Here is a 14610-nt window from a genome sequence, read left to right as displayed (position 1 = left end):
CTGTAGTCCTTTACTATACTCCACTTCCCATCTCTTCCTACCCAATATCTATACTCTATTTCTATGTCACCTACTAAAACCACTTCTGGGTTTACTGTGACTTCCTCATTGGTATACCCTTCTGTCTTATTCGATATAATTTGTAAACTTTCTATTCTAGGCTCTTCACTAGCGGATGCTAGACTTAAACTATTAATACTATTATCTTCTTCAACATTAACTGTCGAATCTATTTGACTATTATTTGAAGTTATTTCCTCTTCATTTGTACTACTAATCAATGATGAATTTTCTTCCTCTATAAAAAACCTACTATTATACCCACTTAACATTTCTTTTGTATAGATAATTTCTCCATTACTTGTCCTTATTATTAGTTCATTTAAAATCCACTCACCACTAGCATCTGTCTCTTGAACTATGTAATTTCCCTTCCAGGTATTCGTAGAGCTTTCTGTCGCTAATATAACATTTATTCCTTCTTGAGATTCTAAGTTATTATAATATAATTCTACTTCTTTTGCTTCAGGGATTTCTTCTACATTTAATATGAAGTCTATAGCTTGTCCACTTTTGATGGCTTCACTTTCTGTTATTCCTATTGATTGAATCACAGGATAAATTGGTTCTTCTGCTGCTCCTATTACTGGCATATTTATAAGAATTAAAATCATTAATATTGCCATTACTGTCTTTTTTACCATTTTATCACCCACCCCTTTAATTTAAACTTAAATATTAAGTTAATTATCTTTTTTATTTTACAGTATTAGTAAAATAAAAGCAATATTATGACATTAAAAAAGATAGGATTTATATAAATCCTATCTATAATATCAGTTTTCCTACTGAAAATATTTCACTATCCCCTTCACTATTCTCTCACAGGCTTTACCATCCCCATAGGGATTTACTGCATTGGACATTTTTATATATTCTTCATTATTATTTATAAGTAAATTTAATTCATTATATATGTCCTCTTCTTCTACTCCTACTACTTTTACTGTGCCTGCTTCTACTGCTTCTGGTCTTTCTGTTTCTGTTCGAAGGACTATTACTGGTTTTCCTAGAGAGGGAGCTTCTTCTTGTATTCCACCTGAGTCTGTCATGATTAAATCACATTTGGCCATTAGGTTTGCGAAGGGTTTGTATTCCAGGGGTTCTATTAGATGTACTCTATCTACTCCTTCCAGGACACCATTCACTAATTCTCTTACCTTAGGATTTAAGTGTACGGGAAAGACTACTTCAACATCTTCATTTTCTTCTACTGTTCTTTTTACTGAGTTAAATATATTTATCATAGGCTGCCCTAGATTTTCTCTTCTATGGGATGTTAGTAATATTACCTTTTTATTGTCAAAGTCTATCTTATTTAATATATCTTCTTCAAATTTATAATTTTCATCTATTGTAGCTATCAACGCATCTATAACTGTGTTCCCTGTTACAACTATATTTTTTTCTTCTATATTCTCTTTCAATAAGTTCTCTTTATTACTTATAGTAGGAGCAAAGTGAATACTTGCTATTCTTCCTGCTAGACTTCTATTCATCTCCTCTGGATAAGGAGAATATTTATCTCTACTTCTGAGTCCTGCCTCCACATGTCCTACTGGAACTTTTTGATAGAATGCTGCTAGAGATGCTGCAAAGGTAGTAGTGGTATCTCCGTGAACTAATATCATATCTGGCTTTTCTTTTGATATTACCTCTTCAATACCTTCTAATACTCTAGTTGTTATACCTGTGATTGTTTGTCTATCTTTCATAATATTTAGGTCATAATCTGGAGTTATATGGAATAAATCTAATACTTGATCTAGCATTTCTCTATGCTGAGCTGTAACACATACTATTGGTTCTATTCCTTCAGTTTTCTCTAATTCTTTCACTAAAGGAGCCATCTTTATAGCTTCTGGTCTAGTACCAAAAACTGTCATTATCTTTATCATTTTAGCACTCCTTTCTTTCTACATTTATTTAATCCTTGTTATACCTAAGTCCGATTTTATATCTAATCCTATCTCTTCCAATATTTCATCTAGATTTGTATCTACAAGTCCCTCTGACTTATCTTTCATAAAAACTACTTTTATTGTTTGTAGTATTAGTGCTATATCTAATAGTACAGAGTAGTTTCTTATATACATCAAATCAAATTTTAATTTCTCATCAAATGAGGAGGCATATTTACCAAGTATTTGAGCAAGTCCTGTGATTCCAGATTTAACATTCATTCTATAGGAGTAGTCAGGGTCTATATCTTTAAACTTCTGAACAAAATATGGTCGCTCTGGTCGTGGCCCTACCATGCTCATATCCCCTTTTAGTACATTTAGGAGCTGAGGTATCTCATCTATTCTAGTACTTCTCAAGAATTTCCCAACCTTTGTTATTCGAGGATCTTCTTTATCACTAAATACTGGTCCTGTTTGCTTTTCTGCATCATCTATCATAGTCCTAAACTTATATATATAGAATTCCTTATTATTTCTTGTTATTCTTTTTTGTTTAAATAGTACAGGTCCTTTTGAATCTATTTTTATTATTAAAGGTACTATAATCATAAATGGTGATGTAATCAATAATCCAATAGCAGATATAACTATATCTAGAAGTCTTTTAATTATATTTTGTTCTAATGATAGTTCCATCTTATCTATTTTAAAGGTCAATATATCATCAAATTGTTCTATTTTAGAGTTTAGTATGAACATATCCTGAAGATTCGGTATTATAAATACCTCTTTATTTTTTCGTTGAGATCTCTCTATTATCTTTACTCTTTTTTCATAATCTACTTCCGATGTAATCATCACTGCATCTACTTTATCTATATATGTATATAAATCTCTATCTACATTTTTATAATATAGATACTTGACTGTATACCAATGTCTATTAGTTAATACCTTTTTGGCTATATTAGTTGTATTTTCTTTCTCCCCTATGATTAATATCTCTTTAATACCGTGAATTCTTCTAACAATATTGATTAATAATAGTCTCCAGATAGTTAGTAATATTAGTTGGATTGCATAGGCTATAAAGAATATTGTTCTTGGAAAAGCAAAGCCTCGATATATGAATGTAACTGCCATTGTAGATAAAGAAATCATAGCAAGGGCTATAACTAAAGATAGTATAGTCTCTACCTGAGAATTCTTCCTTATAGATAATAGTCCATATACATCGAAAAATATCAGGGTAAATACTGCAATTATAGGTAGTACTTCTATAAATGGTTCTATATTCCTAGCAGGAATATCAAAATTAAATTTAACTAGATATGATAAATAGAACCCTAAAAGTATCAACCCTATATCTATTATCATTGTTATAATTTTATTGATTTTATGAAACCGAGCTATTTTTGATAATATCATAGCAATTACCTCTTTTCTCTAATTAACCAAATCACACCATATTAATATGGTGTGATTTCTCTTGTGTCACTTAATTTCTGTCAGCTGCTACAAGCTTGCTTGTAAAGTATTGTAGTTCATCATCAGATATATTTCCTAAGTTCTTAAATATAATATTTGATCCTTCAAAGTCTTCATCTTTTAAGATAGCTTTTGTATCAAATATCAAAGGAGTATTCATTTCCTTGGTTAATTCTTTATAATCTATATCTTTAAATTCGTTATGATCAGCTAATATTAGTATCATATCCGAGTCTACTACTGCTTCTTTTCTATCTATTAAATTTAATTCTGTATCTTTTACATGAGGATCATGTAATACCACATTGTATCCCTTTTCTTTTAATATCTCTACTATTTCTAATGCAGGAGATTCTCTTAAATCATCTGTATTTCCTTTATATGTTATACCAAATACAGATACTTTTGAGTCTTTTTTAGGTAACATCTTCTCTACTTTAGATACTACGTATTCTGGCATACTATTGTTTGTTTCTCTTGAAAGTGCTATTATTTTAGCTAATTCAGGAGCTTTTTCTATTATAAAGTATGGATCTACTGCCAAACAGTGTCCCCCTACTCCTGGTCCCGGAGTATGGATATTTACTCTTGGATGTTTATTAGCTAGTCTAACAACATCTAATGAATTAATATCTAGTTTATTACATATCTTTGTAAGTTCATTTGCTAAAGCTATATTTACATCTCTAAATGTATTTTCCATTAGTTTTGACATTTCTGCAGTCTTTGATGTTGTCTTAAGTATTTCACCTTTAACAAAGACCTCATATATTTTTGCTGCTTCTTCTGTACATTTTTCTGTTACTCCACCAACTATTCTATTGTTCTCTACTAATTCTTCCATTATCTTACCTGGTAGAACTCTCTCTGGACAATGGGCTAAGAATATATCTTGCCCTACTTTAAATCCTTCTCCTTCTATAATAGGTTTCACTACTTCATCTGTTGTAGTAGGAGCTATAGTAGATTCTACAATAACTACATCACCTTTTTTAATATATGGCAATATAGATTGAGTTGCTGACTCCACATATTTTAGATCGCAAGATTTATATTGATCATCTTTATTTGGTGTTGGTACTGCAATTATAAATACATCCGCTTCTTCTGGTGTGGTACTTGCTACTATCTTCTTTTCATTTACCATTTTCTTGAAAGATTCCCCTAGCCCGGGTTCTTCTATATGAACTTCTCCTCGATTTAATGTTTCTACTACTTTTTTATTTACATCTACCCCCACAACATCTTTTCCACTTAAAGCAAACATTGTAGCCGTTGGTAATCCAATATACCCTAATCCTATTACACAAACCTTATTCACTATAATTCCTCCTATCTACAATTTAAATATTTATTAGTCTCTATATACAATCTTTTTCTATTAAATTCTTCATATATACTTTTATATACTTCTTTGATACTCTCTTTATTACCCACTGAAGAAAAGTATTTAACATCTGTTTTTTTACTTAATGGGCTACCTTCTTCAATAATTGCCCATATATCAGATTGACTACCTTTATAATCACTATACTTAGATGGCAAGTAGGGGTTTATACCTATTTTTTCTTTTGTTATAGCATCATTTACTAAGAGCACATCAAACTTTGAAGAAAGGTTTAAAAAATCAAAATAATCTACGTAACTATTTACCTTCACATATTCATTCAAATTGTTAACGGTAAGATAATCTTTCAATTCATCTATATTATTAGTAAAAACATAGAATATAAAACTTGTTTTAATAGGATCAGATAAATTTTTAAATACTTCAAACACACTTGAAATATCTCTATTTTTATAGAAGCTACCAAAATATCCTATATTAATTTTGTTATTTTCAAGTTCTGGGTTGTTTTTATACTTATAATATTTGTTTTCTAGTGATGATTGATTTTTTATTACGGATTTTTTTAGTATTTTATTTTTTAAAAATTTCAGTGGAAAATATGAAATCATATATTCTCTTTGATTTTCATTTGTATATACTAATTCGTCTGCAAAAATATAAGGTATACACTCTAACCAAAACCAGAAGTTATCTATAAACTTAAACCTATTGGATTTTCTTATTTTTCCTTCTCTATATAACACTGGGTCAGAAAACTCAGCTTTCCAATGAGTCTTAGGTTTTCTTAATTTATAGTAAAATGCTGCAAAATGAGATCCAGGCCACATTACTCTACTATAGATTTCTTTATAATTATATTTTCTGTTTAGATTCTTAGCTATCCTGTATGCTCTTTTAGCATACTTTATTTGAAATTTAGGTTTAAAATATGGTTCGGTCATCACTTCTATCTGTTTACCTATAAACATTTCTGCAAATTCATTTAAACTATTATCTATAGCTCTAATATTTTCCATGTTATTTTGTATTACATCAGATATAACTCCATTTTCAAAAAAATCTTCACTTATACGTTTCATTGCCACTATTCCACTAGGATCGTTATATGGAGGAAAACAATAGGAGAATACTAATTTTCTCTCGTCATTAAAAATATAAGAAAAAGGAAAATATCTTATTTTTTCCTCAGCTTGAACTAATTTAATGATTTTCATTTTATCTTTAGGAAATTTATCTATATAATCTTTAATAAATTTAGACTGAGCTTTAATTCTTAATTTGATAAATTCTCTATTATAGAGTTTACCAAAGTCAAACATAAATTCATTTAAATTTTTGATAACAGTTAAGCGTTGACTAATATTAAACTCAAAGCTCACTTCTTGTCTAGAAACAGAATTGCTTCTTAAAACTCTATGATAAGCAACCTTTAAATCATCAGTAATTATTATATTTCTAATATCTTTAGAGATTTCTGTAAAGAATACTACATCTTCCCCACTTTTTAACGAATCTCTGAATCTTATATCTCCAATAACATCTCTATGAACTAATTTTCCTGCTACCGATGATAAAAGAGGTCTCATTTTTATTAAGTCATTATCAATTATACCTAGATTGTCTAGTATAAATGTATTTATATAATTTTCATCAATTACTTCTTCACTATCTTCTTTAACATCTACAAAAAGAGAACAAACAATACTATTTCTTTTAGCATCCTTTAACATTCCTTCTAAATATCCTTTGGAAACAAAATCATCATCATCCACAAAAGTAATATATTCATTCTTTGAGATATTAATTCCCACATTCCGTGCTACAGAGGCTCCTGCTTTTTCACTAGAGGTTAATATGAAATTTTCTAACTGATTCTGATTGATAAATTCTTTAATTAGATCTTCACTATTATCCTTTTCGCCGTTTAATACTATGATTACTTCATATCTTTTTTTATCTAAGGTTTGATTGTTTAGTGATTCTAAACATCTTAATATATAATCTTCACCTTTGTAAGTAGGTATAATTACTGATACATTTTTTTGTGTAGTAATTTCTTTTCTATGACTATAGTCATCTCTCAATAGTTCATCTTTTCTTTTTTGTAGGTAATCTAATCTAGTATCTATTTCGTCAAATTTTAGAATATTTCTCCCCCTCCTTCATATGAATTGCAGAGTAAACTCACTATTTGTTCCAGTATCTCAACTGCAACCTACCTAATTTGGAATTGCTTAATGCATCATATTTTCTTTTGATTTTTTTATAGTCTTTTTTTATTCTCTCATTTTCAGCTAAAAGTAATTTATATTTATTTAAGGCTTCTTGTTCATTAGAAATGTGCTCTACCAATTCTTTTTTTAAGGTTTCAACTTTATTAGAACTAACTCCAGAAGTCTTTTTATTTAATCCATTTATTTTACTTACATAATCTCGTTCTATCTCATAAAAATTACTTTCTAATTGTTTAATTATATTTTCATCTATAGATAGATTGGTCTCACTTTCTTTGTTTATAGCAATAAAGCTTATCCATTTTCCAAGGAAGTGAATATCTGAAACTCTAAAATAATCCTTAATCATCTCATACATATCATACATATAATAAGTCTTTTTATGATCAAAATAATCATTTATTCCGAAGGGAATTGTAATTATGACTTTTCCATTTTCCTCAAGTAGACCCTGGGCCTTCCCTATAAATCTTCTTGGATCTGTTATATGTTCTAGCACTTCCGCCATGATAATAACATCATATTTATTTCCTTTATCTTCAAAGTCCATAAAATTTTCCACTCTAAATTCTACATGACTTTGTGTGATTTCTGATTCTTGTTCTAAGGATTGTTTAGCTATATCTATGGACTCTTTCATGATATCTATTCCTAGGACATCTTTACCTTCTCTAGCTAATAAAATATCAGTAATTCCTTGAGAACATCCTATATCTAAAATTCTTTCGCCAGTTGCTTGTGAACAAACCCAATGAATTCGCTCTCTTACCTTCTTTCCAAATTCATCTCCTAAATCATTATAATATGCCTCAGTAATTCTATCTGCTGGTTGTTTCATTAGTTACACCTCCAGAACATCTCTATAAATATCGATGAACTTTTCTTTTTCTTTTTCCCAATTATATATATTTTTAGCTTTTTTACATTTCAATTGATATTCTAGCCATTTTCCCTTATCTGACAATAATTCATTTACTCCCTTGGCGATCTCTTTACTGTCTTCTGTATTAACAGTTACCCCAGTTCCTTCTCCATCTACTATTCTCTTTATCTCTGGAAAGTCACTGGCTATAACAGGAACATCTGCCATCATATACTCAAATAGTTTATTAGATAATGTAGAGTAATGATTAAAACAAATATTTTGTAAAACTTGAAATCCTAGATATGCATTTTTAGTATATTTAGGTAGATCATTTACTGGAACCTTCGGTACAAATCTAACTTTATCTGAAAGATTCATTTCTTTTACCATGTCCATTATCTTGGGCTTTATCTTACCATCTCCAAGAAATACTACAATACCTCTATCAAAGTATGGTATGGCTTCTACCACCTTTTCTATTCCTCTACCCTCTTGTATACCTCCTTGGTATAACAATATAGGTTCATCTTGTGGAACATCTGCTATTTTATATAGATCAACTTTATCTTTTACTTCTCTATAAAAAGGATAGTTGTGTATCACCTCAGGTTTATCTATATGGTATAAATCAGCTGTATATTCTGCCCTTGTATCAGTAGTCATTATCATTCTATTTATTTTTTTAATTAAAAACTTTTCTAAATAATAGTATTGTTTTCCTACATAACCTGTCCTATCTGTCTGCACCTCATGGGAGTCATATATAAGCTTTTTTCTCTTCATTAGATTACAAATATACCCTTGAGGTAATGTGTTTAGGTCATTACTATGATATATATCATAATTCTTATTAAGTCCTTCTTTAATCATCCTAGCAAATATCATAAATCGTATATATACTTTCATAAGATTAGTTTTTTTAAGAAATAGACCGATTAGTTTATATAATATTAATAGGGGTAATGCAACAATTCCTAAAGGAATTAGTGGTATCATTAGTAGTTTATTATTCATTACTTTTCTTTTTAATTTAGATAGAGACTTTCTCCATTCCTTTGATTTCAGATATAGATCAGGATACCTCTTTACTCTTTTTACTCTAAATCCATTTATCTCTTCTTCCATTAAAAGATCTTTATCATCAGGATCATGGATACAAATCAAATCTACATCATAGCCTGCTTCAGTAAGGGCTGTGCATTCTCTTAATACTCTTGCATCATTTGTGAAATGATTCCAAACAAACATACAAACATTTTTATTCAAATTAAATACCTCATTTCCTTCTTAGGTTATTCATATATTCTTTATAATGGTTTAATACTGTTTCTGTATCTCCATATTCCTTTAATACTCCTTTTTCAATCCATATAAGTTCATCACATAGTTCTTGTAGTGCTGGTAAACTATGGGATACCATTATAACAGTTCTGTCATGATCAATTAGTTCTTTTAGTTTTTCATTACTCTTTTGTCTAAATGATTCATCTCCAACTCCTAAAACCTCATCAATCAAGAGGATATCTGGCTCTATATGACAAGCAATAGAGAATGCTAGTCTTGTTTTCATACCAGAAGAGTATGTTCTTATAGGGGAATATATGAAATCTCCTATCCCAGAAAATTCTATTATCTCTTCTCTTTTTGCATCTATTTGTTCTTTAGTAAATCCAAGTATCAAACCATTCAAGTATATATTTTCATACCCACTAAGTTCTGGTTGAAATCCTGCTCCTAATGTTAATAACGAGATAGAATTTTCATGTACACATATTTCTCCAGAGTCTGGTTGGAATATACTTGCTATAGTTTTTAATAATGTTGTCTTTCCTGAACCATTACTTCCTATAATCCCTACATTACTTCCTCTTTTTATGCTAAAGGATAGGTTTTTTAATGCCCAAACTTCCTTAGTCCTTGTTTCTTTCTTTCTTTTAATCATCTTTATTAATTCTTGTTTTATATTCATACTTTTAACAAATTTATATTTAACATTAATGTTTTTTACCTCAATAGCTAAATTATTCATTTTATATCACCTTCGTATAGTTTTTATCATATTTGTAGATATATTTTAACCCAATCCAAATAATTAATAAGCTCATCGCAACCCAGAATCCTAATTGAGGATATAGAGGTGATTTGCCATATAAAAATATATTTCTATAACTAGCATAAAATGTAGTCATTGGATTTGCCCACCATAATATCCTCACTTTTGCAGGAACATCTTGTAAACTATATAGAGTTGGTGACAAATAGAACCATAATCTTATAGTAAATTGTAATATATTATTTATATCTTTAAAATATACTCCAAGATGGGATAGTATAAAACCTACTCCTAATATGAATAAAAAATGGACTAAAAACACTATGAAAAATTCGATTAAATGCCAAGTATATGGAGCTCCAAAAAATGCCATTAGTATCAATAATACAAATATACCAAATATATATTTAGCAGTGTTTACTAATACTTTTACGTAAGGCAAAATAAATTTTGGTAGATATACCTGTTGTAATAAACCACCTTTACTTGCTATACTACTAGTACTATCCATTATGGAAGATACTGTCCATTTCCATGGCACTAAGGCTGAGAACACAAATATTGGAAAGTTTTCTCCTCCTCTTTGGAAAATCACCATCACTACTAGCATATATACTAGCATGTACATAAGAGGATCTAATATCCACCAAAAATATCCTAAAAATGTACTTGATAATTGAACTTTCAAATCTGATTTAGTTGTATATAATATATACTCTCTATATTTCTTATAATCATTAATCGCTTTTTTAAATACTGACATATTCTAATTCCTTTCTATAATAGATCTATTAGTTTTTTTATATTTTCATCCCAAATAAACTCATCTTTTAATAATTTTCTTTGATTATTTACCATTTCTTTTCTCATATCTTCATCCTGGGCTAACTTCAATATACTTTCTGACATTACTTTAACGTCATAGGGACTTGATATTAACCCAACGGATTTTTCGGATATCATATTAGCTATATAGCCTCTAACTCCTCCTACTATTGGTAGCTCAGCTAACATGTATTCAAATATTTTCGATGGAATAACTGTTTTAAAAACTTCTAAGTCTTTTAGATGAATAAATCCTATATGGGATTTTGATAACTGTGTGAATACCTCATTCTTCGATAATACCCCTAAAAATTTCACATTATTCAATTGATATTGGGATGCTAAGTCTTCTATTTTTTCTAACTCCACCCCTGTACCTATAATTTTAAATGTGATATTCTTGTGATCTTTCAAGGATTTAGCTACTTCAATAAGAGAATCAATTCCTTGAGCATATCCAATTGTCCCTGCATATATAACTTCAATTACATCTCTCTTTTTTTCAAGGTCATTTTTATTGATTATGAGATCCCGACTTCTTATACCGTTTGGTATGTAAACTAACTTATTATCTTCTATCCCTTTTGACTTTAAAGGATTTATAAAGCCTTCACTGTTTATTATGATTTTATCTGCACGCTTGTACATTATCTTTTCAAAAAAATATGCTGGTTTCAATATCATATCGTTCTTAAAAATTTTTAAATCCTTTATAGAATCAGGCCATAGATCTCTTATATCTAATATTAGTTTACTTTTATATTTTTTCTTTAACACTACTCCTATAACAGCTGCAAATATAGGCGGAGAAGTAACTATGATAGCATCAAATCTTTTCTTATTTTTTATTACATCTAGTATTCCTCTTAACATAAAGTTCAGATATAATCCTATTCTCTTCACTTTATTCGTTGAATAATCTTTAAATGGATTCTTTACTCTTAATATATCTATATTGTCTAATCCATTATCCTCTTTTTCCCATGTACTATTTTCATAGAGTCTTCTATTAGGGTAAGTTGGTTCACTAGTTAGAACTGTAAGATCTACACCTTCTTTGCCCAAATAATATGCAATATTATTCATTCTATTTGATGCTGCTCCTATCTCAGGAGGAAAATGTTGGGTTATTAATAATACCTTCATATAAACACCTTGTCCTTATCATAATATCTTTCATCATTAGTATAGTATGATACTAAATCAAGAAATAGTCAATAGTTCTACTTTGGTATATATGTAATTACATACCAAATGTATAATATACAATTATATCACTTCTTCATTATAAATATCGTCAAATAATTGCATGTTAGATGTTACATTTTGTTAAAAATTATTCAAACTATTACTTATAGTAATTTATTACTATATTAATGCCTTTTTCTAATGAATATTTTGGAGTCCAATCCAATTTATTCTTAGCTTTAGAGATATTAAAATAACTATGAATAATATCTCCTTTTCTCCATTGACTATAATCTATCTTTAGATTATACCCAATTATGCTGTTCATAATATCAAATAATTCTTTAATACTAGTAGCTACACTTGTACCTATATTAAATATTTGGTTATCACCTTTTTGTAGTGCTAATATGTTAGCCTCTACTACATCATCAACATATATGAAATCCCTTGTCTGACTTCCGTCTCCAAATATAATTGGATTTTCTTTATTAAACATCTTATCCATAAAAATAGAGACCACTCCACCTTCACCTTTAGGATCTTGTCTAATACCATATACATTTGAATAGCGCAATATTGTATATTTAAGTCCATATATTTGACTGTATGTTCTTATGTAATGTTCCGGAGTTAGCTTTGATATGCCATAATTGGATATAGGCTTTACACTATGTTTTTCATCTATTCCTAAATATTCAGGTTCTCCATAGACTCCTGCAGATGATGCATAAATTATCTTCTTAACATCATATTTTTTACAATTTTCTAAAATATTGATCGTTCCTAGTATATTTATATCTCCATCGAGTACTGGATTCTCTATTGATTGTTGTACATCTATTTGAGCTGCATGATGTATCACATATTTGGGTCTTTCAACATCAAATACTTCTTCTATAGATTTGTCTCTAATATCTTTTTCATAGAAAATAGCTTTTTTGTTTATATTCTCTTTTTTTCCTGTGGATAAATTGTCTATTATTATTACTTTATCCCCATTTTTTATTAGTCTGTCCACTATGTTTGAACCAATAAATCCTGCTCCCCCAGTAACTAATACTGTATCCATACTAATTCATCTTCCTCTCTATACCTAACCTTTTAAATGGATAAGAATGATAAAATCAGTTTGGATTCTATCATTCTTACATTACTATTCTATTATTAATTTTTTTAAATATGATTTAAATTCATCTTTTAATTCACTTCTTCTCAACGCATACTCTACTGTAGCTTGTAAAAATCCTAGCTTATTACCAACATCATATCTTTTTCCTGTAAATTCGTAGGCATATATTGCCTGAATTTTTGATAATTCTACTAATGCATCGGTAAGTTGTATTTCTCCACCAGTGCCTGGATCTGTATTATCTAATATATCGAATATTTCTGGAGTTATTATATATCTACCCAATATGGCAATATTTGAAGGAGATTGTTCTATTTTTGGTTTTTCTATAAGGTTGTCAACTTTATATATCTTATCTTCTATATATTTCCCTTCTACAATGCCATATTTATTTACTTCTTCTTTTGGCACTTGCTGAACTCCTAGAATGGTAGTTCTATATTCATCGTATATTTCTATCAATTGCTTTAGGCAGGGTTTCTCAGGAGAATATACTACATCATCTCCCAAAAGTACTGCAAAGGGTTCATTATTTATAAAACTCTTAGCACAATTGATTGCATGGCCTAATCCTTTGGGTTCCTTTTGTCTTATATAGTGAATATTACCCATATTAGAAATACCTTTAACTAGTTCTAACAATTCATTTTTTCCTTTTTCTTCTAAGGCTAATTCTAATTCTACAGATTTATCAAAATGATCTTCTATTGCTCTTTTATTTCTTCCGGTTATTATAAGGATATCCTCTATCCCTGAAGCTATTGCTTCTTCTATAATATACTGTATTGTCGGTTTATCTACAATTGGTAGCATCTCTTTAGGCTGAGCTTTGGTAGCAGGTAAAAATCGTGTACCCAAGCCAGCTGCTGGAATAATAGCTTTCTTTATAGTCAATTGAATGCCCCCTTAATTCCTCTTTGTATATTATACTCTATATTACCAAAAAAGTTGTGAAGGTTATGTGATATCTTAAGTTAATATATATCATTTTAAGACTTTTCGACAGGCTCAGAGTGACATAATCTGTCATACTGAACATAGCAAATTTACTCTCTTACACTTTTAAATTGTTAATTTTATTTTCAATTATACCCTTCTTATCCTATTTTTAACCTCTATCCATATATACATTCGTACTTCACTATTGTATTACTAATGTTCTACTTTTAAAAGATAAGATCCTTCGACGGGCTCAGGATGACGAGATAGTATCACTTTTAGGTCAAAAAAAGATAGGGCTCCTAGAAGTCCTATCTTTTACTACCTATTCTTATTTCATTCCATACTTAGGAACGTCAAATCTTAAATAATAGTTTGTACATAGATCATATAGTTGCTTTATTTTAGCTGTTTGTTTATATGACCAGCCTACATCTGTGGCATATTGATGTACTCCTGGGATATCTGGGTTCCACTTCATTTTATATAATGTATCTTGGGCATATACAGGGTTGTTCACGTATTTTTCTGATATGAATTTAGCTCCACCTATGATTGCCTCTTCTGGTGT

12 protein-coding genes and 1 pseudogene are annotated in these 14610 nt (G+C 29.3%); all 13 read right to left on the bottom strand.

Annotated features, from left to right (window positions below; translation table 11 throughout):
• Positions 1 to 704: hypothetical protein (locus tag GOQ27_RS11780; protein WP_203367068.1), on the bottom strand; the 704-nt coding region annotated here is incomplete at its 3' end.
• Positions 705 to 845: 141 nt separating this feature from the next.
• On the bottom strand, positions 846 to 1955 hold the full coding sequence (gene wecB, locus GOQ27_RS11775; protein WP_484477125.1) for a non-hydrolyzing UDP-N-acetylglucosamine 2-epimerase: 1110 nt from the start codon (positions 1953 to 1955) through the stop codon (positions 846 to 848).
• A 27-nt stretch (positions 1956 to 1982) separates the two neighbouring features.
• A complete protein-coding gene (locus tag GOQ27_RS11770) occupies positions 1983 to 3392 on the bottom strand; it encodes a sugar transferase (RefSeq protein ID WP_203367066.1) in 1410 nt (469 codons plus the stop codon).
• 70 nt (positions 3393 to 3462) lie between these two features.
• Positions 3463 to 4773 carry a nucleotide sugar dehydrogenase gene (locus tag GOQ27_RS11765; protein ID WP_350445913.1) on the bottom strand — a complete coding sequence of 437 codons (1311 nt, stop codon included), beginning with the start codon at positions 4771 to 4773 and terminating at the stop codon, positions 3463 to 3465.
• Between the two features lie 11 nt (positions 4774 to 4784).
• Positions 4785 to 6887: a glycosyltransferase gene (locus GOQ27_RS11760; protein WP_203367065.1), complete on the bottom strand. Its 2103-nt coding sequence runs from the start codon at positions 6885 to 6887 to the stop codon at positions 4785 to 4787.
• Positions 6888 to 6990: 103 nt separating this feature from the next.
• Complete coding sequence (locus GOQ27_RS11755; RefSeq protein WP_203367064.1) at positions 6991 to 7875, bottom strand: class I SAM-dependent methyltransferase; 885 nt, start codon at positions 7873 to 7875, stop codon at positions 6991 to 6993.
• A gap of 3 nt (positions 7876 to 7878) precedes the next feature.
• Positions 7879 to 9150: a glycosyltransferase gene (locus GOQ27_RS11750; RefSeq protein WP_252187824.1), complete on the bottom strand. Its 1272-nt coding sequence runs from the start codon at positions 9148 to 9150 to the stop codon at positions 7879 to 7881.
• Positions 9151 to 9178: 28 nt separating this feature from the next.
• Positions 9179 to 9931, bottom strand: coding sequence for an ABC transporter ATP-binding protein (locus GOQ27_RS11745; protein WP_203367062.1), 753 nt, complete (start codon positions 9929 to 9931; stop codon positions 9179 to 9181).
• 1 nt (position 9932) lies between these two features.
• The gene (locus GOQ27_RS11740) at positions 9933 to 10718 is read right to left on the bottom strand and encodes an ABC transporter permease (protein ID WP_203367061.1); all 786 of its coding nucleotides are present in this window, start codon (positions 10716 to 10718) and stop codon (positions 9933 to 9935) included.
• Positions 10719 to 10732: 14 nt separating this feature from the next.
• The gene (locus GOQ27_RS11735) at positions 10733 to 11926 is read right to left on the bottom strand and encodes a glycosyltransferase family 4 protein (RefSeq protein ID WP_203367060.1); all 1194 of its coding nucleotides are present in this window, start codon (positions 11924 to 11926) and stop codon (positions 10733 to 10735) included.
• A 202-nt stretch (positions 11927 to 12128) separates the two neighbouring features.
• Positions 12129 to 13040 (bottom strand): SDR family oxidoreductase, encoded by a 912-nt coding sequence (locus GOQ27_RS11730; protein WP_203367059.1) that lies wholly within the window; start codon positions 13038 to 13040, stop codon positions 12129 to 12131.
• A gap of 84 nt (positions 13041 to 13124) precedes the next feature.
• Positions 13125 to 13994 carry a UTP--glucose-1-phosphate uridylyltransferase GalU gene (galU, locus tag GOQ27_RS11725; protein ID WP_207751305.1) on the bottom strand — a complete coding sequence of 290 codons (870 nt, stop codon included), beginning with the start codon at positions 13992 to 13994 and terminating at the stop codon, positions 13125 to 13127.
• A gap of 376 nt (positions 13995 to 14370) precedes the next feature.
• Positions 14371 to 14610: pseudogene (locus GOQ27_RS17345) on the bottom strand (hypothetical protein); the annotation flags it as partial.

Origin of the sequence: Anaeromonas frigoriresistens, assembly GCF_016820655.1 — a bacterium.
In the GTDB taxonomy this organism is placed as follows: Bacteria; Bacillota; Clostridia; order Tissierellales; family SIT17; genus Anaeromonas; species Anaeromonas frigoriresistens.
The sequence above is the reverse complement of the archived record's forward strand: the minus strand, read 5'-3'. Positions and strand labels throughout refer to the sequence as shown.

Excerpts from the sequence above, each read along its gene's own strand:
- GOQ27_RS11770 (WP_203367066.1), bottom strand. The coding sequence starts at position 3,392 with ATGATATTATCAAAAATAGCTCGGTTTCATAAAATCAATAAAATTATA.
- GOQ27_RS11755 (WP_203367064.1), bottom strand. The coding sequence starts at position 7,875 with ATGAAACAACCAGCAGATAGAATTACTGAGGCATATTATAATGATTTA.
- GOQ27_RS11750 (WP_252187824.1), bottom strand. The coding sequence starts at position 9,150 with ATGTTTGTTTGGAATCATTTCACAAATGATGCAAGAGTATTAAGAGAA.
- GOQ27_RS11745 (WP_203367062.1), bottom strand. The coding sequence starts at position 9,931 with ATGAATAATTTAGCTATTGAGGTAAAAAACATTAATGTTAAATATAAA.
- GOQ27_RS11740 (WP_203367061.1), bottom strand. The coding sequence starts at position 10,718 with ATGTCAGTATTTAAAAAAGCGATTAATGATTATAAGAAATATAGAGAG.
- GOQ27_RS11735 (WP_203367060.1), bottom strand. The coding sequence starts at position 11,926 with ATGAAGGTATTATTAATAACCCAACATTTTCCTCCTGAGATAGGAGCA.
- GOQ27_RS11730 (WP_203367059.1), bottom strand. The coding sequence starts at position 13,040 with ATGGATACAGTATTAGTTACTGGGGGAGCAGGATTTATTGGTTCAAAC.